The organism is Pseudomonas putida (assembly GCF_028682455.1).
In the GTDB taxonomy this organism is placed as follows: domain Bacteria; phylum Pseudomonadota; class Gammaproteobacteria; order Pseudomonadales; family Pseudomonadaceae; genus Aquipseudomonas; species Aquipseudomonas putida_AA.
Genome location: NZ_JANHLD010000001.1, coordinates 1252285 through 1273720, shown reverse-complemented (window position 1 = coordinate 1273720; position 21436 = coordinate 1252285). Strand labels below are relative to the sequence as shown.

The 21436-nt window shown below is 66.0% G+C and carries 24 protein-coding genes and 1 pseudogene; all 25 read left to right on the top strand.

Annotated elements, in window-relative coordinates:
• Positions 1–8: 8 nt before the first annotated feature.
• Positions 9–698 (top strand): DUF3275 family protein, encoded by a 690-nt coding sequence (locus tag NPS58_RS06200; RefSeq protein ID WP_247735645.1) that lies wholly within the window; start codon positions 9–11, stop codon positions 696–698.
• A gap of 94 nt (positions 699–792) precedes the next feature.
• A complete protein-coding gene (locus NPS58_RS06195; protein ID WP_247735644.1) occupies positions 793–1116 on the top strand; it encodes a hypothetical protein in 324 nt (107 codons plus the stop codon).
• 102 nt (positions 1117–1218) lie between these two features.
• Positions 1219–1626, top strand: a complete 408-nt coding sequence (locus tag NPS58_RS06190; protein WP_247735643.1) for a hypothetical protein — start codon at positions 1219–1221, stop codon at positions 1624–1626.
• Positions 1627–1642: 16 nt separating this feature from the next.
• On the top strand, positions 1643–1903 hold the full coding sequence (locus NPS58_RS06185; protein ID WP_100773603.1) for a hypothetical protein: 261 nt from the start codon (positions 1643–1645) through the stop codon (positions 1901–1903).
• A gap of 76 nt (positions 1904–1979) precedes the next feature.
• Complete coding sequence (locus NPS58_RS06180; RefSeq protein ID WP_009876587.1) at positions 1980–2630, top strand: hypothetical protein; 651 nt, start codon at positions 1980–1982, stop codon at positions 2628–2630.
• A 64-nt stretch (positions 2631–2694) separates the two neighbouring features.
• Positions 2695–3804 carry a DUF6094 domain-containing protein gene (locus NPS58_RS06175; protein WP_247735642.1) on the top strand — a complete coding sequence of 370 codons (1110 nt, stop codon included), beginning with the start codon at positions 2695–2697 and terminating at the stop codon, positions 3802–3804.
• A 50-nt stretch (positions 3805–3854) separates the two neighbouring features.
• Positions 3855–4175, top strand: coding sequence for a methyltransferase (locus tag NPS58_RS06170; protein WP_100773606.1), 321 nt, complete (start codon positions 3855–3857; stop codon positions 4173–4175).
• A gap of 89 nt (positions 4176–4264) precedes the next feature.
• A complete protein-coding gene (locus NPS58_RS06165) occupies positions 4265–4570 on the top strand; it encodes a hypothetical protein (RefSeq protein ID WP_247735641.1) in 306 nt (101 codons plus the stop codon).
• 138 nt (positions 4571–4708) lie between these two features.
• Positions 4709–6988 carry a helicase-related protein gene (locus tag NPS58_RS06160; RefSeq protein ID WP_247735640.1) on the top strand — a complete coding sequence of 760 codons (2280 nt, stop codon included), beginning with the start codon at positions 4709–4711 and terminating at the stop codon, positions 6986–6988.
• A 191-nt stretch (positions 6989–7179) separates the two neighbouring features.
• Positions 7180–7779: a PilL N-terminal domain-containing protein gene (locus tag NPS58_RS06155; protein ID WP_247735701.1), complete on the top strand. Its 600-nt coding sequence runs from the start codon at positions 7180–7182 to the stop codon at positions 7777–7779.
• Positions 7776–8426 (top strand): annotated as a pseudogene (locus NPS58_RS06150) (hypothetical protein). The gene NPS58_RS06155 and the pseudogene NPS58_RS06150 overlap by 4 nt, the downstream one beginning before the upstream one ends.
• A gap of 14 nt (positions 8427–8440) precedes the next feature.
• On the top strand, positions 8441–9166 hold the full coding sequence (locus NPS58_RS06145; protein ID WP_066126875.1) for a TIGR03759 family integrating conjugative element protein: 726 nt from the start codon (positions 8441–8443) through the stop codon (positions 9164–9166).
• Positions 9148–9738, top strand: a complete 591-nt coding sequence (locus tag NPS58_RS06140; RefSeq protein ID WP_247735638.1) for a transglycosylase SLT domain-containing protein — start codon at positions 9148–9150, stop codon at positions 9736–9738. The genes NPS58_RS06145 and NPS58_RS06140 overlap by 19 nt, the downstream gene beginning before the upstream one ends.
• A complete protein-coding gene (locus NPS58_RS06135; RefSeq protein ID WP_247735637.1) occupies positions 9735–10283 on the top strand; it encodes an integrating conjugative element protein in 549 nt (182 codons plus the stop codon). The genes NPS58_RS06140 and NPS58_RS06135 overlap by 4 nt, the downstream gene beginning before the upstream one ends.
• Before the next feature lie 4 nt (positions 10284–10287).
• Complete coding sequence (traD, locus tag NPS58_RS06130; protein ID WP_247735636.1) at positions 10288–12474, top strand: type IV conjugative transfer system coupling protein TraD; 2187 nt, start codon at positions 10288–10290, stop codon at positions 12472–12474.
• A complete protein-coding gene (locus NPS58_RS06125) occupies positions 12471–13220 on the top strand; it encodes a TIGR03747 family integrating conjugative element membrane protein (RefSeq protein ID WP_247735635.1) in 750 nt (249 codons plus the stop codon). Before traD ends, NPS58_RS06125 begins: the two co-directional genes overlap by 4 nt.
• 461 nt (positions 13221–13681) lie before the next feature.
• Positions 13682–14062 carry an RAQPRD family integrative conjugative element protein gene (locus NPS58_RS06120; RefSeq protein WP_247735634.1) on the top strand — a complete coding sequence of 127 codons (381 nt, stop codon included), beginning with the start codon at positions 13682–13684 and terminating at the stop codon, positions 14060–14062.
• On the top strand, positions 14059–14292 hold the full coding sequence (locus NPS58_RS06115) for a TIGR03758 family integrating conjugative element protein (RefSeq protein ID WP_003050225.1): 234 nt from the start codon (positions 14059–14061) through the stop codon (positions 14290–14292). Before NPS58_RS06120 ends, NPS58_RS06115 begins: the two co-directional genes overlap by 4 nt.
• A 16-nt stretch (positions 14293–14308) precedes the next feature.
• Positions 14309–14668, top strand: coding sequence for a TIGR03745 family integrating conjugative element membrane protein (locus NPS58_RS06110; protein ID WP_009876604.1), 360 nt, complete (start codon positions 14309–14311; stop codon positions 14666–14668).
• A gap of 12 nt (positions 14669–14680) precedes the next feature.
• Entirely contained in the window at positions 14681–15091 is a 411-nt protein-coding gene (locus NPS58_RS06105; protein WP_003158639.1) for a TIGR03750 family conjugal transfer protein, read from the top strand.
• On the top strand, positions 15088–15777 hold the full coding sequence (locus tag NPS58_RS06100; protein WP_009876605.1) for a PFL_4703 family integrating conjugative element protein: 690 nt from the start codon (positions 15088–15090) through the stop codon (positions 15775–15777). The genes NPS58_RS06105 and NPS58_RS06100 overlap by 4 nt, the downstream gene beginning before the upstream one ends.
• The gene (locus NPS58_RS06095) at positions 15774–16691 is read left to right on the top strand and encodes a TIGR03749 family integrating conjugative element protein (protein ID WP_247735632.1); all 918 of its coding nucleotides are present in this window, start codon (positions 15774–15776) and stop codon (positions 16689–16691) included. The genes NPS58_RS06100 and NPS58_RS06095 overlap by 4 nt, the downstream gene beginning before the upstream one ends.
• Positions 16681–18111: a TIGR03752 family integrating conjugative element protein gene (locus tag NPS58_RS06090; protein WP_274114423.1), complete on the top strand. Its 1431-nt coding sequence runs from the start codon at positions 16681–16683 to the stop codon at positions 18109–18111. The genes NPS58_RS06095 and NPS58_RS06090 overlap by 11 nt, the downstream gene beginning before the upstream one ends.
• Positions 18092–18532 (top strand): TIGR03751 family conjugal transfer lipoprotein, encoded by a 441-nt coding sequence (locus tag NPS58_RS06085; protein ID WP_003158644.1) that lies wholly within the window; start codon positions 18092–18094, stop codon positions 18530–18532. The genes NPS58_RS06090 and NPS58_RS06085 overlap by 20 nt, the downstream gene beginning before the upstream one ends.
• The gene (locus NPS58_RS06080) at positions 18532–21414 is read left to right on the top strand and encodes a conjugative transfer ATPase (RefSeq protein ID WP_247735630.1); all 2883 of its coding nucleotides are present in this window, start codon (positions 18532–18534) and stop codon (positions 21412–21414) included. The genes NPS58_RS06085 and NPS58_RS06080 overlap by 1 nt, the downstream gene beginning before the upstream one ends.
• Positions 21415–21436 lie beyond the last annotated feature (22 nt).

The following is a 21436-nucleotide window of genomic DNA, read 5'->3' as shown; positions in this document are numbered from 1 at the left end:
GAACCAACATGGCAACCACATCGGCGCCCGAGCAATCGGTATCGCCCATCATTGTTCCGGGCCAGCTCACGCTGCGCACCATACGCGGCAAGAACGGCCCGTTCACCGTTGGCCGCCTTGTCACCCCCATCGGCAAGTTCGCGGTCAAGGATGCGGAGCTGGAGCAGTACCCCGAAGGAAAATACGACGGGGAATTCATCATCCGCTACATCTTTCCGAAGTCCTATCCGGTCGGCGACGGCATGCGGTTCGAGATCCGCGCCAACCTGGACGGAATGACGCTCAACGGCATCGACAAACTGAGCCGCGACGAAGCCCGCAGCTTCGCCACCCAGGACGTCGATCCACTCGATGAAGAGCTGGGGGCGCAGCCTGCGGCAACGCCGGCCAAGCCCGCCAGAACGTCCAGGCCCGCCAAACCTGCACCCGTACAGGCGTCCGCTGACCCGCTGGTCGATACCACGCCCTTCGGCGTGGATGCGCCACCGCCCGCCGCGACCGCTGCCCCTGGCAGCATCGAAGACGGCGACGCCGCGCTGTTCGGCCTGCTGTGGCCGCTGGGCGAGTCCGTGAAATTGGATTCAACCATCGACCGCCGCGCCCTGCGCACACAGATCGCCCGCCTGGGCGAACTGGGCTACGCGCTGGACTTCAAGACGCAGGAATGGAGCCGCCAGGCCGAACTGCAACCTGCGTGATCGCAGACGCCGCATCCGCGGTGTTCTTCATCCACCCGCCGGGGTTCCTTCCCCATGCGGGGGAGGCCCCGGCTTTCTTCTGGAGGTCTTCATCATGTCCACCATCGCTTGCGATACCCCCCGTTCAACGCTGGATGAAACCGTGTGGCGGGCTCTTTGCAGGACGGCTGCTGAACACGCCCAGCGTGGCTGCGGCCTGTCCTACGACCACTACGTGACGCTCTTCAGTTCGGAGATCGACACGCACGCCAGCCGATTGCCGGATGACCAGCGCGTTCAAGCGCTAGAAATCGCAGCTCAGGAATGGGATTACGCAACGCCTGCCGAACGGCAGGAAACCCAGGACTGGAATGCCGCAAACGGCTATTGCTCGCATGGCATCGAACTGGGCTGCTGCCCGGCCGGATGCGGTTCATAGGCCGCACTGGGTTTGATCGCCGCACACGCGGCATTCCACCACTCGCTGGGGGTTCTTCCCCGCGGGGGAGGCCTCCGGCTCTACTTTTTCAGGAGGCCTCTCATGGGCTGGTATTTCTCTCACCAATCGCGGTCCGAGCTGATCGCGGAACTGACCGCACCGCAAGAGACCGAGCGCGCAAGCGCGAAGGTCATCGCCCACACACTGCGCGGCAACGTGCTGTGGTCCGTGGTCGAAATGACCGCCAAAGTCGAAGGCGTGCATCGTGATCTTGCGCCCGGCCAGTCCCTGCGCTACATCCGCTGCGATCTGCTTGAACGCAACGGCGCCCAGTGGGGTTACAAGCCGCTGGACGAGTCCATGCACCCGTACTACTACTCGTGCCCGCTGTCCTATCTGGACCTTGCACCGGAGCAGTCTGCCGAATGGCGTGCAGGCGTTCGCGCCTACCACGCTCGGCGACGCACACCCACGGCTGTCACGGCACCCGCCGCAACGCTGATGGTCTGAGCCAGGAGGAACCGACATGGACCTGATCCTGGCTGCGCTCTCCCCCTCGCTGCTGGCACTCGTTGAAGGGAGTTTGTCCAACGACGAAGTGTCCTCCGACGAGGAGATGCTGGAGTACTTCATCAGCAACGGCCTCACCGAGGAACAGGCGCGGCAGGCACTGACCTACCGCGACCAGTACCTCAACAACATCTACCTGGACGGCTTCACGCCGATCACCGCGGTGGACGAGGCGCTTCACTTCAACCCGCACACCCGGCAGTTCGAGCCGGACTGAGCGGTTTTCTTCCACCCCCAGGGGCAGCACTTGCCCCAGCGGGCGGTGCTGTTCCCGTTCATCCGAGGACACCACCATGCCCGCACACACTTCTTCCACCACGCTGTACCGCATCGACGAATGCCCGGATGTGATGGCCGACGCCTGCGTCGGCGACGACCAGGGCAACCTGATCTTCCTGTCGATCTGGGCGCGGGACACCGCCGTCCAGCAGTTCCTCGCTCGCCTGACCCTCGGGCGCGACGAGCAGGGACTGGACCAGTTTCACGTCATCACCGACCAAGGCGGCAGCGTCCCGGTGTTCATCGGCAACGTCGATCGCCTGGAAAAGCGCATCACGCGCGCCTACCGGCGAACGCTGTTCGGTTCGCTGTCCAACGTGTGGCTGTTCGACCGGCGCTGCGTCAAGCCCGACAAGGCCAACGCCAGCGCGCTGGCATTGCTGCCACGCGACAGCGCCCACCGGCTCGACCGCCTGTGGACGCTGGTACGGGACACGTGCCCGTTGCCGCTGCTCGACCACTGGCGCGAGACCGTGCTGGAACTGCTGCAAAGCCGCGAGATGCTGGGCCGCCTTCCGTTCGCCCTCGGGCCGCTGGAAGGCCATCGGCTCGCCATCGACGTGCCGACGCTGACCCTGGCGCTGGGCTCTCTGATCCGCAGTGACGTGCTCACCGCCTATCCATACCCGGCCAAGATCTGGACGCCGGAAGTGGTAGCGGCCTGACCCACCCTCGGAGGCACGCCTTGGCGTGCTTCCGTCTTTCATCCCCGCCAACCAGGAGACTTCCATGGCCCTCATGTTCCCGCGGCTTGCCCGCAATTTCGTGAAGAACGGGTATTTCCCGACTGATGAACCCACGCTCGAAAGAGCCCTCAACGCACTGATGCCCAGCGACGGGCCGATGTGCATCCTCGATCCCTGCGCCGGCGAAGGCGTGGCGATCGCCGAAGCCGCCCACGCCCTCGGGCGCGAGCAGGCCAAGGCGTTCGCCGTCGAGTTCGACGCGGAGCGGGCACGCCATGCCCGCGGCCTGGTCGATCACTGCCTGCACGCGGACCTGATGGACACGATGGTCTCCAAGCAGTCGTTCGGACTGCTCTGGCTCAACCCGCCGTATGGCGACCTGTCCAAGGACGTCAACGGCAACATCGGCTATCAGGGCCAGGGTCGTGCCCGCCTCGAAAAACTGTTCTACCAGCGCAGTTTGTCGTTGCTGCAATACGGCGGCGTGCTGGTCTTCATCGTCCCCGGCTACGTGCTCGACGCGGAGCTGGTCGGCTGGCTGACGCGCCACTACACCGACCTGCGCATCTACCGAGCGGTGGAGACGCAGTTCAAGCAAGTGGTGATCTTCGGCCGGCGGGTGCGCCAGCGCGAGCAGGCCTCGGATGGCGTCAAGGCCGTGCGCAATCTGCTGCTGCAGGTTGGGCAAGGCGAGATCGAAGCCGACGAACTGCCGAGCGAATGGCCGTTCCTGCCGTACATCGTCCCCGCCAGTCCGGCCGAGCCGGAGCATTTCTTCCGCGTGACGATGGAGCCCAAGCAGTTCGCCGACGAGGTTGGCAGGCTGCAAGGCCTCTGGCCGTCGCGGGACACGCACCTGGGGGCCGCGCAGCAGTCGCTGCGTCCACCGGCGCGGGCCTTGTCCCACTGGCATCTCGCCCTGGCTCTGGCCGCAGGCGCGATCTCGGGGGTTGTGCGCTCCAAGACGGGGCGCGTGCTCGTCGTCAAAGGTGACACCCACAAGGACAAGACGCTCCAGCGGGAATTCACCGAACGCGAAGACGGCTCCATCGCCGAGACCCGCATCCTCACCGACAAGTTCGTACCTGTCATCCGCGCGTGGGACATGACGCCTGGCTCCCCGACACGGGGCGACGTCTTGACCATTCGTTAATCCACCGGACGCGCTGCTGTCCTGCTGTACCACATCGAAGGAGAAACACCATGTTCCCAAATCTGTTCAAGCGGCCCGCGCCGCAGAAGCAACCGTTGTTCGCACCGGGCTCGCTGAAGTTGAGCGAGAAGGTGCATTGGTTGGCCCGCAAAGGCCTGATCGACCCCTTGACCTATGTCCAGCGCCATGTACGCGGTGACTGGGGCGAGATCGACAAAGCCACCCGCCAGGCCAACGACGTCGCACTCCAACAGGACAACCTGATGATCTCCTATTACCGGATCACGCCCGAGCTGGTTCTGATCGTCAAGACCAGCGAAGACCACCAGACCACGGTGGTCCAGCTTCCCGAAGAGCGCGACATGATCTGAAGTCACCCATCGTCATCCCAGTCACCTGACGGAGCCACTTCACTCCGCTAGGGGCGTCGTGGCTCAATGAATCCATCAAGGAGGACTCCATGGCATCCCGACATATCGAAACCTACTGCCAGGACCTGCTGTTTCCGGTAGGTGCACTCATCCTCAGCGAAGGTATCGACCGCCTGGTCCGCGCCGGTCGTCTTGACCCGATTCCGTACTTCCGTCGCCATGTCCGTGGCGACTGGGGTGACGTCAGCGACAGGCAGTGGCAAGCCAACGGCATCGCACTTCAATCGGGTGCTTTGCTGGAATCGCACTACGTGATTCATCGTGCGCTGTGCATTCGCATCGTCACCGATGCGGAACGCCATCTCACATCCATCGTGCTGCCGTCCGAAGACTGAGCACGTTTCACCAGTAGGCCGCCAGCGCCTGCGTTTTCCATCCACCGTCGGCCGTGTGCCGATTGATCTTCCCACCCTGGGGCATGCCATTGCCCTGTTGGGGGTGGTGCATGCCCCATTTTTCTTTGGAGCATCACCATGTCCCTCGATCTCGACACCACTGCCGCTGACGCGACGCCCGTGCAGGGCGAACTGCTCGATGCGGAATCATCCCCTCTGACCCTGAGCCTTCAGGATTTCGTTGGTGAGTTCGGCGACGAACTGCTCGACTCGCTCAACCGCGCCAACCCACCGGTCTATGCCGGCCAACCGCAGGCGCATCGCCAACTCGTCGTCGCCAGCCTCAAGCGCAAGCTGTTCCAAGCTCAGGCCGAAGTCGTCCATGCCGCCGCAGAGCTGCTGATCGACCGTGGCGAACGCGCCGCGATCGTCAATGGCGAAATGGGCTGCGGCAAGACGACCGTCGGTATTGCCACGGCCGCAGTCCTCAACGCCGAAGGCTACCGCCGAACCTTAGTTCTCTCGCCACCCCATTTGGTTTACAAGTGGCGGCGCGAGATCCAGGAGACGGTGGCGGGCGCAAAGGTCTGGGTGCTCAACGGCCCGGACACGCTGGTCAAGCTCATCAAGCTGCGCGAGCAGTTGGGTGTGCAGCCCACAGGCCAGGAGTTCTTTGTCCTGGGGCGCGTCAGGATGCGGATGGGATTCCACTGGAAGCCCGTCTTCACCACGCGACGCACCCGCCATGGCGACGTGGCAGCGTGCCCTGACTGCGGCACGGTCATCACCGACCTCGACGGCGAGCCGGTCAACCCAGTCGCGCTCGAAGCCGAGGAGTATCGCAGGAAGTGCAGCCATTGCGCCGCGCCCCTGTGGACGCTGATCCGCCCGAGAAGTCTGTCCGGCAGCGATCAGTCCTCGGCCGTTCTCAAAGCCTTGAAGCGCATCCCGACGATCGGCGAAGTCACCGCGCAGAAGCTCATGAAACGCTTCGGTGATGGTTTCCTCGCCTCCATGTTGGGAGACAACGTGCATGAGTTCATCAACCTCATGGACGGCAGCGGCGAGCTGGTATTTTCCGACCGTCAAGCCACGCGCATGGAACGTGCGATGGCCAACATGGAGTTCGGCTTTGGCGAGGGCGGCTATCAGCCGTCCGAATTCATCAAGCGCTACCTGCCGCAAGGCATGTTCGACCTGCTCATCGCCGACGAGGCGCACGAGTACAAGAACGGCGGCAGCGCCCAGGGCCAGGCCATGGGCGTGCTGGCAGCGAAGGCTCGCAAGACCTTGTTGCTGACAGGCACGTTGATGGGCGGCTACGGCGACGATCTGTTCTACCTGCTGTTCCGAGCCCTTCCCGGGCGGATGATCGAAGACGGCTACCGCCCGACCACGAGCGGCAGCATGACCTCGGCCGCGATGGCGTTCATGCGCGATCACGGGGTCTTGAAGGACATTTATTCCGAGAGCACCGGCACGGCGCACAAGACCGCGAAAGGCACGAAAGTCAGTGTCAGAACGGTCAAGGCCCCAGGCTTCGGCCCCAAGGGCGTGTTGCGCTGCATCCTGCCGTTCACGATCTTCCTGAAGCTCAGAGACATCGGCGGCAACGTGCTTCCGCCGTATGACGAAGAGTTCCGTGAAGTCGCAATGGACACGGCGCAAGCCGCGGCCTACCGCGACCTGGCGGGTCGGCTGACCGCGGAGTTGAAACAGGCTCTGGCGCGACGCGATACGACCCTGCTGGGCGTGGTCCTCAACGTGCTGCTGGCCTGGCCGGATTGCTGCTTCCGGTCGGAGACCGTGGTGCATCCACGCACGCGCAACACGTTGGCGTTCGTTCCGGCTCAGTTCAACGAGTTCGAGGTGACGCCGAAAGAGCGCGAGCTGATCGACATCTGCAAAGAGGAGAAGGCGCAGGGCCGCAAGGTCCTGGCCTACACGGTCTATACCGGCACGCGCGACACCACGTCGCGCCTGAAGGTGCTGCTGGAGCAGGAAGGCTTCAAGGTGGCGGTGCTGCGCGCGAGCGTGGACGCCAGCCGCCGCGAGGACTGGATCGCCGAGCAGCTGGACCGTGGCATCGACGTGCTCATCACCAACCCCGAGCTTGTCAAGACGGGATTGGACCTGTTGGAGTTTCCGACGATCGTGTTCATGCAGTCGGGCTACAACGTGTACTCGCTCCAACAGGCAGCACGCCGCTCCTGGCGTATCGGGCAGAAGCTGTCCGTGCGCGTGATCTACCTCGGCTACGCCGGCTCCTCGCAGATGACCTGCCTTGAGCTGATGGCCAAGAAGATCATGGTCTCGCAGTCCACCTCGGGCGATGTGCCCGAATCCGGGCTGGATGTGCTCAATCAGGACGGTGATTCCGTCGAAGTCGCCCTGGCCCGACAACTGGTCGCCGCCTGATCCCTACGCCATCGCCGGCCTAGCGCCGCCGGCTTTCTGTTGTTCCCACCTAGCAGCCACGCCCACGGTTTCCGTGGACGTGGCTGTTTTTTTATGTCGGCAAATCGGACGCAGCGTGGTTCGCATTGTTTGCTGCTGCCCCCGGCCTTAGCGGCGATGGTGAGGGCTCGATGTTTCAGGACGCCGAGCTTATGTGCCCCTCTCCACCTTGGTTTCACCATCCCGAACGCCGCCTGCTGGCGGGAGTCCTCGGCCTGCTCTGGTCGGTGCTGGCTGGCGGCTGCGCGACGACGACTGCGCCGCCCGCGCCTGATGCCATCGAGGAAGTCTCGGCCGCGCCCGAACCCGAGACGCCCGAGTACATCCCCGTTGTGCGCTACGGTCGCTACACGCTGGTCGAGCTAGCGCCCACGGCGGCGCAGCGGGACCTGCTGTTGCAGACCATCGACGTATCCATGCCCGAAGATGCCCGCGCCACCGTCGGCGATGGGCTGCGGCATGTACTCAAGCGCAGCGGTTACGGCCTGTGCCAGACGGCGCACGCGGTAATCGAGCTGTATGCGCTGCCGCTGCCGGCGGCGCACCTGCACCTCGGCCCCATGACCTTGCGCGATGCGCTGCTCACACTGGCTGGCCCGGCCTGGGAACTGCACGCGGATGATCGCGCACGGCAGATTTGCTTCGAGCGCCCCGGCGACAGCGCGGCTATCGAACCCGCATCCGAGCCACCCGCCGCCGAGGCGGTGCAGACGTTCCCGCTGGAGCCTTCGGTTTCGGGAGGCCAGCCATGAACGCCCCGCAGGCTTCCCGGCGCCCGGCCGCCGCCGTGGTGGTGCAGAGCCTTCTATGGCTCTGGCTGATCGGCCTCAGCGTCTTCGTAGCCTTGGGCTACCAGACCATGAACGACCAGGCCGACCAGGAACGGCTCGATTCCCGCCTGCAACGCCTGGAAGCCCGGTCGGCGGGCCTGGTCGAGTCGATCGAGGCCATCCAGCAGCGTCCGGCCGTCGCAACGGCGGCAGACCTCAAAGACACCCGCCAAGTCTTGGAAGCACGCGCAGCCCAGGTTGAGAAAACGCTGAGCGGCTATGCCGCTGCCGACGACCTTCAGGCGCTGCGCGCGGAGGTCTAGCAGATCAAGGCGCGCCAGACCGCTGCGCCCGTTCCGCGCGCCGCCGCACCCGCCCAGCCGCGCGCATCGGGCAAGGCCGCCGCCAAGCCCGAACCGCCGCCGCTTCCGTTCCGCGTCGTCGGCGCCGAATTGCGCGCTGGCCAGCGCAGCGTGTCCGTCGCGCCGAGCAGCGCGGACTTCACGCCCGACCAGCTTCAGGTGCTGCTGCCAGGTGATGCGCTCGGCCCGTGGCGCTTACAGGCGATTGAGGGCAACACCGCCGTGTTCCAGGCCGGCGACCAGACCCGTCGCGTGGCGATTCCCTGACCGGAGCACACCACATGAAGCCGTCGATCATCCTTTCCGCGCTCCTGCTGGCATCCGCCCAGTTGCCCGCCTGGGCGCAGCAGCCGGCCACCGCCCCGGCCCGCAATGCGCAGAGCCAGGAGCGTCCGCTGGTCACCCGAACCCCGGGCGACCAGGTAGCAAGCGGGTGGGGCCTGCAACCGCAGGAATGGACGCGCTATCGCGAGTTGATGGACGGGCCGCTAGGCATCTACTCGCCCAACTTGGACCCGCTGTCCGCCCTGGGTATCGAGGCCCGCACCGACGAGGAACGGCGGCGCTACGCAGAACTGCAGGTGCAAATCGAAGCGCGCCGCGTCGAGAAGCTGCTTGCCTATCAACGTGCCTATGACGAAGCCTGGCAGCGCCTGAACCCCGACATGCAACGGGTGAACCTGCCTGACGACAAGCCCAGCGCCGGCGCAGTGCGCGGCAGCGGCCGCATGGCAGTGTTCGTCAAGGACGGCTGCGTGGCCTGCGGACAGCTCGTGCAGCGCCTGCAATCCTCGGGTACCGAGTTCGACCTGTACATGGTCGGCAGCCGCCAGGACGACGCGCGCATCCGCGACTGGGCCAAGCGCGCACAGATCGACGCGGCACGGGTGCGTAGCGGCAGCATCACGCTCAACCACGACGGCGGCCGCTGGCTGTCGCTGGGCCTGCCCGGCGATTTGCCTGCGGTCGTGCGCGAAGTGAACGGCCAATGGCAGCGCCAACCCTGACGGCGCCGTTGCGCGCTCTGGTGCTCGCTGCTGGCCTCTGCGCCTGCGCCGCCCAGGCGCAGGAGGTTCCGCCACCGGCCTACCAGCTTGCCGCCCAGCGCGCGGGCATTCCCTCGACGGTGCTCTACGCCGTGGCCTTGCAGGAGAGCGGCATCCGGCGCAACGAGCGCATCGTCCCGTGGCCGTGGTCCCTCAACGTCGCCGGCCAATCGCGCCGCTATGCGACCCGCGCCGACGCCTGCGCCGGTTTGCAGCAGGCCATGCGCTCCACGCCGAACACGCGCATCGACGCGGGTCTGGGCCAGATCAACCTCGGCTACCACCAGCAGCGCTACGCCAGCGCATGCGATCTGCTCGACCCGTACCGCAATCTCGCCATCGCCGCCGAGATCCTGAAAGAACAGCACACCCCCGGCGAGGACTGGCTGGTGGCGATCGGCCGTTACCACCGCCCCGCGGGTGGCGAGCCCGCCGCCCGCTATCGGCGCAGCGTGTCCCGCCACCTCGCGCGCGTGCAGGGCGCGCGCGCAACCGCCGCGGTCCTCGCCGCGCGCCAGGAGACCTCCCCATGACGAAATCCCATCTGGCCCATCTCGCGGCAAAGGGCCTGCTCGTGCTGCTGGCGGGTCTGCCGCTGGTCTCGCGTGCCGGCGAGCCGCTGATCGTGGTCGAAGACCGTGGCGGCACGTCGGCGCTACCGTACTACGAATCCCTGAACCTCCAGCCGCGCGCCAACGCTCCGGCCCGGTCGCCGATCCCGACGCCTCAGATCCCGGCCACGCCGGCGGACGAGGCCGCGATGCTGCCGGTGCGCAGCACCAAGCTCACGCCCGGCACCGTCACGCGGCGGGTGATCGAAGCCCCGGGCCTGCGTCCCTTCGTGGTCGTGGGCGACGACGAGGCTTCCCAGGCCTGGTTGCACCGCCATGCAGCCTCATTGCGCGAGCGCGGCGCGGTCGGTCTGGTGGTCAACGTCGAGACCGTTCAGGGCCTGGCGCGGCTGCGCACACGGGTGCCCGGCGTCCCCCTCGCACCCGTGTCCGGCGACGACTTGGCCGAGCGCTTGGGCCTGCGGCACTACCCGGCGCTAGTCACGGCCACCGGCATCGAGCAATGAAGCCATGTCGGGGAAACAGCCGGTCGAGGTTCTGCTTCGCCCAGCGGTGGAGCTATATACCGTCGCGGCGTGTGCAGGCGCCGCGTTTCTGTCCCTGGTGGCCCCGTGGTCGCTCGCGCTGAGCCCCGCCATGGGTGTCGGCAGCGCGCTGGCGTTCGGAGCCTATGGCGCGATCCGCTACCGCGATGCCCGCGTCATCCTGCGCTACCGGCGCAACATCCGTCGCCTGCCGCGCTACGTGATGACCAGCAAGGACGTGCCGGTCAGCCAGCAACGTCTGTTTGTGGGACGCGGCTTTCTGTGGGAGCAGAAACACACCCATAGGCTCATGCAGACGTACCGGCCAGAGTTTCGGCGCTACGTCGAGCCGACGCCGGCCTATCGGCTGGCCCGGCGCCTGGAGGAACGGCTGGAGTTCGCGCCGTTCCCGCTGTCCCGGCTATCGAAACTCACCGGCTGGGACGTGCCTTTCAATCCGGTGCGGCCGCTGCCGCCAGTGGGCGGCCTGCCGCGCCTGCACGGCATCGAACCCGACGAGGTGGACGTCAGCCTGCCGCTGGGTGAGCGCGTGGGCCACTCCTTGGTTTTGGGAACGACAAGGGTGGGCAAAACACGTTTGGCCGAACTCTTCGTCACTCAAGACATCCGCCGGAGGAACGCCGCGGGCGAACACGAGGTCGTGATCGTCATCGACCCCAAAGGAGATGCTGATCTCCTGAAGCGGATGTATGTCGAGGCCAAGCGCGCGGGCCGCGAAGGCGAGTTCTATGTCTTCCATTTGGGGTGGCCGGACATTTCGGCACGCTACAACGCCGTAGGCCGATTCGGTCGCATCTCGGAAGTCGCCACCCGCATCGCGGGGCAGCTCTCCGGCGAAGGCAACAGCGCAGCCTTCAGGGAATTCGCGTGGCGCTTCGTCAACATCATTGCCCGCGCCTTGGTGGAACTGGGGCAGCGCCCGGACTACATGCTGATCCAGCGGCACGTCATCAACATCGACGCGCTGTTCATCGAGTACGCCCAGCACTACTTCGCCAAGACCGAGCCCAAAGCCTGGGAGGTGATCGTCCAGATCGAGGCCAAGCTCAACGAGAAGAACATCCCGCGCAACATGATTGGGCGCGAGAAGCGCGTGGTGGCGCTGGAGCAGTACCTGTCACAAGCCCGCAACTACGACCCTGTGCTGGACGGTTTGCGCTCTGCCGTGCGGTACGACAAGACGTATTTCGACAAGATCGTCGCCAGCCTCTTGCCTCTGCTGGAAAAGCTCACGAGCGGCAAGATCGCGCAGCTCCTGGCCCCGAACTATTCCGACCTGGCCGACCCGCGCCCGATCTTCGATTGGATGCAGGTCATCCGAAAGCGCGCAGTCGTCTATGTGGGCCTGGACGCGCTATCCGATGCCGAGGTCGCCGCAGCGGTCGGCAACTCGATGTTCAGCGATCTCGTTTCGGTGGCAGGCCATATCTACAAGCACGGGATCGATGACGGCCTGCCGGGCGCATCGGCTGGCACGCGCGTGCCGATCAACGTCCACGCGGATGAATTCAATGAACTGATGGGTGACGAGTTCGTGCCGCTGATCAACAAAGGCGGCGGCGCCGGTCTGCAGGTCACCGCGTACACGCAGACGCTTTCGGACATCGAGGCCCGTATCGGGAACCGCGCCAAAGCGGGTCAAGTGATTGGCAATTTCAACAATCTGTTCATGCTGAGGGTCAGGGAGACGGCCACCGCCGAACTGCTGACCCGGCAATTGCCGAAGGTCGAGGTCTATACGACCACCATCGTCTCCGGCGCGACCGACAGCTCGGACATCCGCGGCGCGACGGACTTCACCAGCAACACGCAGGACCGCATCAGCATGTCCAGCGTGCCGATGATCGAGCCGTCGCACGTCGTCGCCTTACCCAAGGGCCAATGTTTCGCATTGTTGCAGGGCGGCCAGCTTTGGAAGGTTCGCATGCCGCTGCCGGCACCGGACCCCGATGAGGTCATGCCGCAGGATCTGCAACAACTGGCGGGCTACATGCGCCAGAGCTACAGCGAGGCCACGCAGTGGTGGGAGTTCACCAGTTCCCCGGCGTTGCAGGACGGGGCCTTGCCCGACGACCTGCTGGATGATGCCGCTGCGGCCGAACCTGGCCCGGTGGCCACCGACGACAGCGCCGGCAATGAGGCCTCGCCATGAAGGATGCCGCCTCGACCGCGCAGCGGGAGCAGAACCAGCGCCAAGGCCTGATCGTCGGCACCATCACCTTGCCGTTCCGGCTGCTGGGGGTGCTGATCGGCTCGCTGCTGTTCTCCATTGTCGTGGAGTGCGTCGGAATGCACCTGTTCTGGAAGGACGAGGGCTGGCGACACTCCCAGCAGATGTTGCAGTACGAGTTGGGGCACCTGTCCAACCACTTCACGCGCAGCGTGGTCGTGCAGGAACCGGGGCGCACGGCGCACGAGCTGGTGGATACCGGATACGAATGGGTGTTCGTGCGCTCGGGCTTGCTGGAGCGCATGAGCCAGACCGCCGAGCGCGCCCGTGCACCCAGCCACGGGCAGACACGCAACTTTCGCTACTACATCAGCCAGGCCTATGTCTGGACCGAGAGCTACCTGATCGCCGCAGCCTTCACGACGCTGACCTTCCTTGTGCGCCTGCTGGTCCTGGTGCTCACGTTGCCGCTGATCTTCACTGCGGCGTTCGTCGGCCTGATCGACGGCCTAGTGCGGAGGGACGTGCGGCGCTTCGGTGCGGGCCGGGAATCGGGCTTCATCTACCACCGCGCGAAAGCCAGCCTGATGCCGCTGGCTGTGCTGCCCTGGGTCACGTACCTGGCGCTGCCGATCTCGGTGCATCCGCTGGTGATCCTGCTGCCGAGCGCCGCCTTGCTGGGACTGGCCGTGAGCCTGACCGCAGGCAGTTTCAAGAAGTACCTGTAACCCCTTCGGGTCTGCCAACGGCGTCAGCATGAATTACATCAACGCACTGCGCTGGCGCCCACTCAGTTTACGAACCCCGTAGTGCAAGCGTAGCTGCTCTGCCTGGCGCCTTTGTCCTTGCCAAGAAAAGTCGCTGTTGGGCAGTGGAGAAAGAAGGACCTCCGTAGGCATCTCGATGCCTTGCACCATCGCATCGTCAAAGACCCATGCGATCGGATGTCGCCAGTAGTAGCACCGCTCGGACAGGAGCCAGAAATACGTTGGCGCGAATAGCGCCAAGACTGCGAGTGCTGTGAGCGTCAGAAGGAACATAGGGCTTGCGAGTATTGAGTGAGTCACTTCCCGATCGGGGAGTCTATATCTCCCATAAATCCGGTCATCCGCGGGTTCCTATTGTTTGCGGCCTAAAGCAGCCCTGATCTCCACGATCGAGCCATTGCTGATCACACAGGAATGGCGCGATGGTGGCTTCAACCTGGCTGCGTGCCGCGCATCGCGGCGTGCCCACTTTTCTCGTGACGGCCCTCCTGCTGGGCCAGTCCCCGATGGCGTTGGCCGAGCCCCCCGCGCAGCGCCAGGAATTGGTCGCGGCGCTGCGCCAACTCGACGCGCTGGAGCGCACCGTCGCCGACAGCGCCGCGCATGCTCCCGTCCAGCCGGGCGAGCGCTACCACTTCGATTACCCGCGGCTGCTGGCTGACCTAGCGCGCGTGCGCGCCGGCATCCAGGCGCACCTCTTTCCTTCGCGTGCTCAGCCGCGCGACCCCGCCGAACTGGCCGGCGACTACCGCACCGAGCGGGCCGTCGAGCCATCGCCGACGACCGCGGAGGCCAAGCCATGAACGGCGCCCAGGTCTCGGCATTTCAAGCCAACAGCGGCATCGCGCCTTCCGCGATGGCGACCGTCTTGGTCGGCGTCGTGTTCGCGGTCCTGCTCGTCTGGGGCGTCTGGGCCATCCGAACGGCCTACGTGGGGTGGTCCGAGAGCCGCCTCAACCAGCGCCAGTTCCTCGGCGTCTGCATCCGCTTCGTCGCGATGTACCTCGTCCTGAGTTTCTTCCTCCTCTCCTGACCTGAAAGGCCTGACCATGCAAAACCGCATCCTCACTTCCCGTTTTGTCCAGCGCGCCACCGTGGCTCTGGGCGCCGCCGCGCTGCCCGCGCTGTCGTTCGCGCAGGGGTTGCCGCAACTGGAGAACCCGACCCGCGGCACGGGCAACGGCATCATGGAAACGATCAGGAACTACGGCTACGACATCATCATGCTCGTGGCCCTGCTGGTTGTGGCGTCGATGTTCATTGGCGTGTGCTACCACGCCTACGGCACCTACGCGGAAATCCACACTGGTCGCAAAACCTGGGGCCAATTCGGCCTCACGGTCGCCATCGGCGCGGTGCTGCTCGTGATCGGCATCTGGCTGCTCACCGAAGCCACCGGCATCCTGTAAGGCGAGGCCGGTATGTCCGAGCAGCAGCACGTCCGTGCTGACGGGACGGTCACGTTCCTTCCGCACCGGCTCAACCGCCATCCCGTTGTCGTGCGCGGCCTCACCGCCGACGAGCTGTGGATCTGCTGCGGCCTGTCCGGCGCCGCCGGCCTGCTGGTCGGTGCGCCGCTGTCTTGGGTGTTCCGCACGATCGCGCTCGCGCCCACGTTCGTCGTGCTGGGCGTGGCCTTCGGCGTGTTCATCGGGGGCGGCATCCTGCGTCGCCTCAAGCGTGGGCGTCCCGACACCTGGCTGTATCGGCAACTCCAGTGGCGCATCGCCACGCGCTATCCGCTGGTGGCGGGCTGGGTGGGCGGCCATGTGCTGATCTCACGCTCCGGCTTCTGGACCACCCGAAGGTCTGCTGCAAGGGGGGCACGATGAGCCGCTTCAAGAACGAGATCACCCATCTGCAGGCGCACATCAAGACGCTTCGCCTGGGTGCTGGCGCGCTGGTCATCGTCGCCCTGGTCATGGGCGGCGGCTGGTGGAGCGCTCCGCGCGACCTGACCATCCACGTCCCGCCTGATCTGCGCTCCGGCAGTACCCGCAAGTGGTGGGAAGTGCCGCCCGAATCGGTCTATGCGTTCACGTTCTACGTGTTTCAGACCCTCAACCGCTGGCCAACGAATGGCGAAGAGGACTATGCGCGTAATCTCCACACGCTCTCGCCGTACCTCACCCCATCCTGCCAGGCCTTCCTGCGGGCGGACTACGACTATCGCCGCTCCACGGGCGAGCTGCGTCAGCGCGTGCGCGGCATCTACGAAATCCCCGGTCGCGGCTACGGTGACGACCCCACGGCGCGCGTGCGCGTGGTGTCCGACCGCGACTGGGTGGTGACGCTGGACATCACCGCAGACGAGTACTACGGGGCGGAACAAGTCAAGCGGGCTTTGGTGCGCTACCCCGTGAAAGTCACGCGAGTGGACATCGATCCCGCTCGCAATCCGTTTGGCCTGGCGCTCGACTGCTACGAGGGTGCGCCCCAGCGCATCAGCACACCGGAGCCGTCGCGCCCGGCACCTGGCGGCCTGTCTCCGCAAGCGCCTCAAGGAGAAACCCCATGAAACACCTTGTACTCGCACTGCTGGGGCTGCTGGCCGTCGCCTCGGCTCCTTTTGCCCAGGCCGTGGAGATCCTTCGCTGGGAACGCATGCCCCTGGCCGTGCCCCTGCGTGTCGGGCAGGAGCGCGTCGTGTTTATCAACCGGAACGTCCGCGTGGGCGTGCCCGCGGGCGTCGGCGAGCGCTTGCGGGTGCAGAGTGCGGGCGGCGCGGTGTACCTGCGCGCGAGCGAGCCGATCGAGCCCACACGGCTGCAATTGCAGGATGCCGACACGGGCGCGCTGATTCTGCTCGATATCGCGGCCGAGCCGGCCAAGGTCGGCGAAGCCGAGTTGGAGCCGGTGCGCATCGTCGAGGGCGACAGCGCCCCGACGCGCTATGGCGATCAAGCCGACGGAGCAGACGACGCCCCGGCGCGCGCCCAGGACCAGGCAGGCGCGCGGGCAGCGCGGCGTGAAACCCCGGTTCCGGTCGTGCTGACGCGCTTCGCCGCGCAGAACCTCTACGCACCGCTGCGCACCGTGGAGCCGCTGCCGGGCGTCATGCGGGTGAACCTGCGCCGCGATCTCGACCTCGGCACGCTGGCGCCGACGCTGCCGGTGCGCGCAGTTGCGCTCGCCTCGTGGCGTCTGGAAGACCAGTGGGTCACAGCCGTGCGCCTCACCAATAGCAGCGGCGGCTGGATCACCCTCGACCCGCGCGTGTTGCAGGGCGATTTCCTCACCGCCACCTTCCAGCACGAAGCACTCGGCCCGCGCGGGACGCCAGAGGACACGACCGTCCTGTACTTGGTGACGCGGGGGCACGGCCTCGCGCAATCGCTGCTGCCGGCGATCAACCGCTTCGACCCAGCCGTGCATCTGCCGCAGCCCGAAGCCGAGGCCACCGACGACAAGGAGGCCCGCCATGCGCAGTAACGGACTCCTGAAGTGGTTAATGATCCCCGTGGCCCTGCTGGTGCTGTTCGTCGCCATCCGGCTGTTTTCGGGTGGAGGCTCGTCGGCGCCGCCCGCTGCGGATGCCGGCGCCAAGCTCACGCCGGAGGAGATGAAGGCGCTGGGCATCGAGGGCGATACCCCCCGCGATACCGTGGCGACGCTCGTGGCGCAAGTGAAGCAGTTGCGCACCGAACTGCAGACGGCGCTGTCCGACAACAAGTCCCAGCGCGAAGAGAACCAGCGCCTGCGCCAACGCGAGAACTCGATCGACCAGCGCATCAATTCGGCGCTGGAGACCGAGCGCTCCAACCTGCGCCGCGACCAGCAGCAGGCAGCCAGCGAACGCCAGCAGACCGAGGGACTGCTCGCCGACCTGCAGCGGCGCCTGGAAGGCATCGGCGGGCGCGGCGGCGGCCACGCCGATCTACCCGTGGGCCTGGGGCTGCGTAACGGCGACGAGGCAGGCATGGAAGGCGGCGTGCGCTGGGTCGAGCCGGACGACGCGAAGCCCGCTGATGGGCGTAACGGCAGTCGCGGCACGGGTGGCGGCATGAGCTTTCCGACGAGCTTCGGCCCCGCGCAGAGCACGCTGGAAACCACGGCACAAACCGTGGCGAACGCGGGCGCCCGCGCCGCAGGCGTCAAGAGCGCCAAGCCGGTCTATACGGTGCCGACCAACTCGACGCTGATGGGATCGGTGGCAATGACGGCGCTGATCGGCCGCGTGCCGATCGACGGTACGGTCAACGATCCGTATCCGTTCAAAGTCCTGGTCGGTCCCGACAATCTCACGGCAAACGGTATCGACATTCCCGACGTGGCGGGCGCCGTGTTTTCCGGCACGGCCTCGGGCGACTGGACGCTCTCTTGCGTGCGCGGCCAGGTGCGCAGCATCACCTTTGTGTTCCATGACGGGACCATTCGGACGATTCCCGAAGACCGCGACGGCAACCAGCAGAACAACCAGCAGCAGAACTCTCAAAGTGGGGGCCTGGGCTGGATCAGCGACCCGTATGGCATTCCTTGCGTCAGCGGAGAGCGGCGCAGCAACGCCCATCAGTACCTCGGCTCACAGGCGCTGATCACCGCGGCGGGTGCCGGCGTCGCCTCGCTCATCGACAGCGACAGCGGTCAGATGTCCTACGTGGGCGCCGATGGCTCCATCGGAAGCGTCGGCATCTCGGGCAACGAAGCCGTGGGCCGCATCCTGGCCGGCGGCGTTCGGGACATGGCCGATTGGGTGAACAAGTTGTACGGCCAGGCCTTCGCCGCCGTCTATGTCCAACCCGGCGCAAAGGTCGCCGTCCACCTCGAAAAGCCGCTCGCCATCGATTTCGATCCCGAAGGTCGCAAGGTCGATCACCGTGCAGGAGAAAGCCATGCTCTCGAACTTGAATAAGGGCCTGGCGCTGGCCCTTGCCGTCGCGGTGCTCGGCGGCTGCGCCACCAGCAAGGAAAAGCTGCTGCCCCACGGCGACAGCACGATGATGGACATCTGGCAGCAGAACGCCGGTGACGGCGGCGGTGGCGCCGGCCAGGTGGCACGCAGGCAATTGCTCGACGCGCGCCAGAGCCTGCGCCGGCCGCTGACCGAGATGGATGTACAGGCCGCGCCCGCCGAGCAGATGCGCTACACGCGCACAGCGCGCAACGAGGTCTATCGCCAGTTCCAGCGCCTGCCGAATCCCGACCTGGTGATGTACGTGTACCCGCACCTGGCAGGCACGGACCCGGTGCCCGTGCCGGGCTATACGACGGTTTTTCCCTTGTACCAGCGCGTGCAGTACGCCATGCCGGGCGAGCGCGTGGAGGACTACTGATGCGCTGGAAACTCCCCTGGCACAAGTCGGCCGCGCCGAAGCTGGCCGCATCCGGCGCAGGCGATGACGAGCGGCCGGAGGGCTGGCAACGCCACGTCGAGGCCTTGCGCCAGGCCGGCATCCCAGAACCCGGCACGGCGGTCCATGGCCGCAGGCCGGCGACCGTGGCCGACGAGCAGGCGCTGTACGACGTCGCGCCGTCGTTCGCGGAATTCCTGCCCTGGGTGGAGTTCCTGCCCGATTCGAAGTCCATGCTGCTGGAAGACGGGCAATCGGTCGCGGCATTCTACGAGCTGGTGCCGCTGGGCACCGAGGGCCGGGAACCCGGCTGGCTCGCGCATGCCCGCGACGCCTTGGAGAACGCGCTCCAGGACTCGTTCGATGAACTGGACGAGAACCCCTGGGTACTCCAGCTCTACGCCCAGGACGAACCCAGCTTCGACCAGTACATGCAGACCCTGCGCGACTACGTGCAGCCGCGCGCCCGCAATACGGCTTTCACCGAGTTCTACCTTCGCTTCTTCGGACACCACCTGCGCGCGGTAGCGAAGCCGGGCGGGCTGTTCGAGGACACGGTGGTCACGCGGCTGCGTTGGCGCGGCCAGACGCGGCGCGTGCGCATGGTCGTCTATCGCCGGGCCACCGGGCAGGCGAGCCGCCGCGGCCAGACGCCCGAGCAGATGCTGAACATCGTCTGTGATCGCCTGTGTGGCGGGCTGGCGAACGCCGGCATCCAGGCCCGGCGCATGGTCGCGGCCGACGTCCATGACTGGCTACTGCGGTGGTTTAACCCGCGTCCCACGCTGCTCGGCCCTGGGGTCGAGGATCGCGAACGCTTCTATGCGCTGGCACGCTACCCCGACGAGACAGAAGACGGTGAGATCGAGCTGGCGAGCGGACGGGATTTCAGCCAGCGGCTTTTCTTCAGCCAGCCACGTTCGGACGCGGAGCACGGCACCTGGCACTTCGACGGCATGCCGCACCGTGTGCTGATCACCGACCGGCTGCGCATGCCGCCCGGCACGGGACATCTAACCGGCGAGACCCGCAAGGGCGATGCGATCAACACGCTGTTCGACCAGATGCCGGAAGACACCTTGCTTTGTCTCACGATGGTTGCCACGCCCCAGGATGTCCTGGAATCGGATCTGAACCACCTGGCGAAGAAGGCCGTGGGCGAGACGCTGGCGTCGGAGCAGACGCTCAAGGACGTGCATGAAGCCCGCTCGCTGATCGGCAGCGCGCACAAGCTCTACCGGGGCACGCTGGCGTTCTACCTGCGCGGGCGCGACGAGGCGGAACTGGATCGGCGCGGCCTGGACCTGGCGAACGTGATGCTCAACGCTGGTTTGCAGCCGGTGCGAGAGGATGATGAGGTGGCGCCGCTCAACAGCTACCTGCGCTGGCTGCCGTGCTGCTACAACCCCGGCAAGGATCGGCGCCGGTGGTACACGCAACTGATGTTCGCCCAGCACGCGGCAAACCTGTCGCCGGTGTGGGGCCGTGCCCAGGGTACGGGGCATCCAGGCATCACGATGTTCAACCGCGGCGGCGGGCCGATCACCTTCGATCCGCTCAATCGCCTGGACCGGCAGATGAACGCCCACCTGTTCCTGTTCGGCCCGACGGGTTCCGGCAAATCGGCCACGCTCAACAATCTGCTGAACCAGGTCACGGCCATTTATCGGCCGCGCCTCTTCATCGTGGAAGCCGGCAATAGCTTCGGCTTGTTCAGCGACTTCGCCAGGCGCCTGGGCCTGACCGTGAATCGGGTCAAGCTGGCCCCCGGATCGGGCATCAGCCTAGCGCCGTTCGCCGACGCGCGCCGGCTGATCGAAACGCCCAGCGATGTGCAAACGCTCGATGCCGATGCGCTGGACGAAGACCTGCCACCCGATGCCTCAGCCATGGAGGCGGACGAACAGCGCGACGTGCTGGGCGAACTGGAGATCACGGCGCGGCTGATGATCACTGGCGGCGAGGACAAGGAGGAAGCCAGGATGACGCGCGCCGACCGCTCGCTGATCCGCCAGTGCATCCTCGACGCCGCCGAGCACTGCGTGGCCGAGAAGCGCACGGTGCTCACGCGCGACGTGCGCAATGCGCTGCGCACCCGCGGCCAGGACCCGACGTTGCCCGAGATGCGGCGCGTGCGGCTGCTGGAGATGGCGGACGCGATGGACATGTTCTGCCAAGGCACGGACGGCGAGATGTTCGACCGCGACGGCACGCCGTGGCCCGAGGCCGACATCACGCTGGTGGATCTCGCGACCTATGCCCGTGAGGGCTACAACGCGCAGCTCTCGATCGCGTACATCAGCCTCATCAGCACGGTGAACAACATCGCGGAGCGTGACCAGTATCTCGGCCGCCCGATCATCAACGTGACCGACGAAGGCCACATCATCACGAAGAACCCGCTGCTCGCGCCGTATGTCGTGAAAATTACAAAAATGTGGCGCAAGTTGGGCGCCTGGTTCTGGCTGGCGACGCAAAACATCGACGATCTGCCGCGCGCCGCAGAGCCCATGCTCAACATGATCGAGTGGTGGATCTGCCTGTCGATGCCGCCGGACGAGGTGGAGAAGATCGCACGATTCCGCGAACTCTCGCCGGCGCAGAAGGCGCTGATGCTTTCGGCACGCAAGGAAGCGGGCAAGTTCACCGAGGGCGTCATCCTCTCCAAGAGCATGGAGGTGCTCTTCCGCGCCGTGCCGCCGAGCCTGTATCTCGCGCTCGCGCAGACCGAACCCGAAGAGAAGGCCGAGCGCTACCAGCTCATGCAGCAGCACGGCGTCAGCGAGTTGGATGCCGCCTTCAAGGTGGCCGAGAAGATCGACCGGGCACGCGGCATCGAGTCGCCGGCCCTGGCCCTGCCCTGAATCTGCCGTGCACCGGAGAACG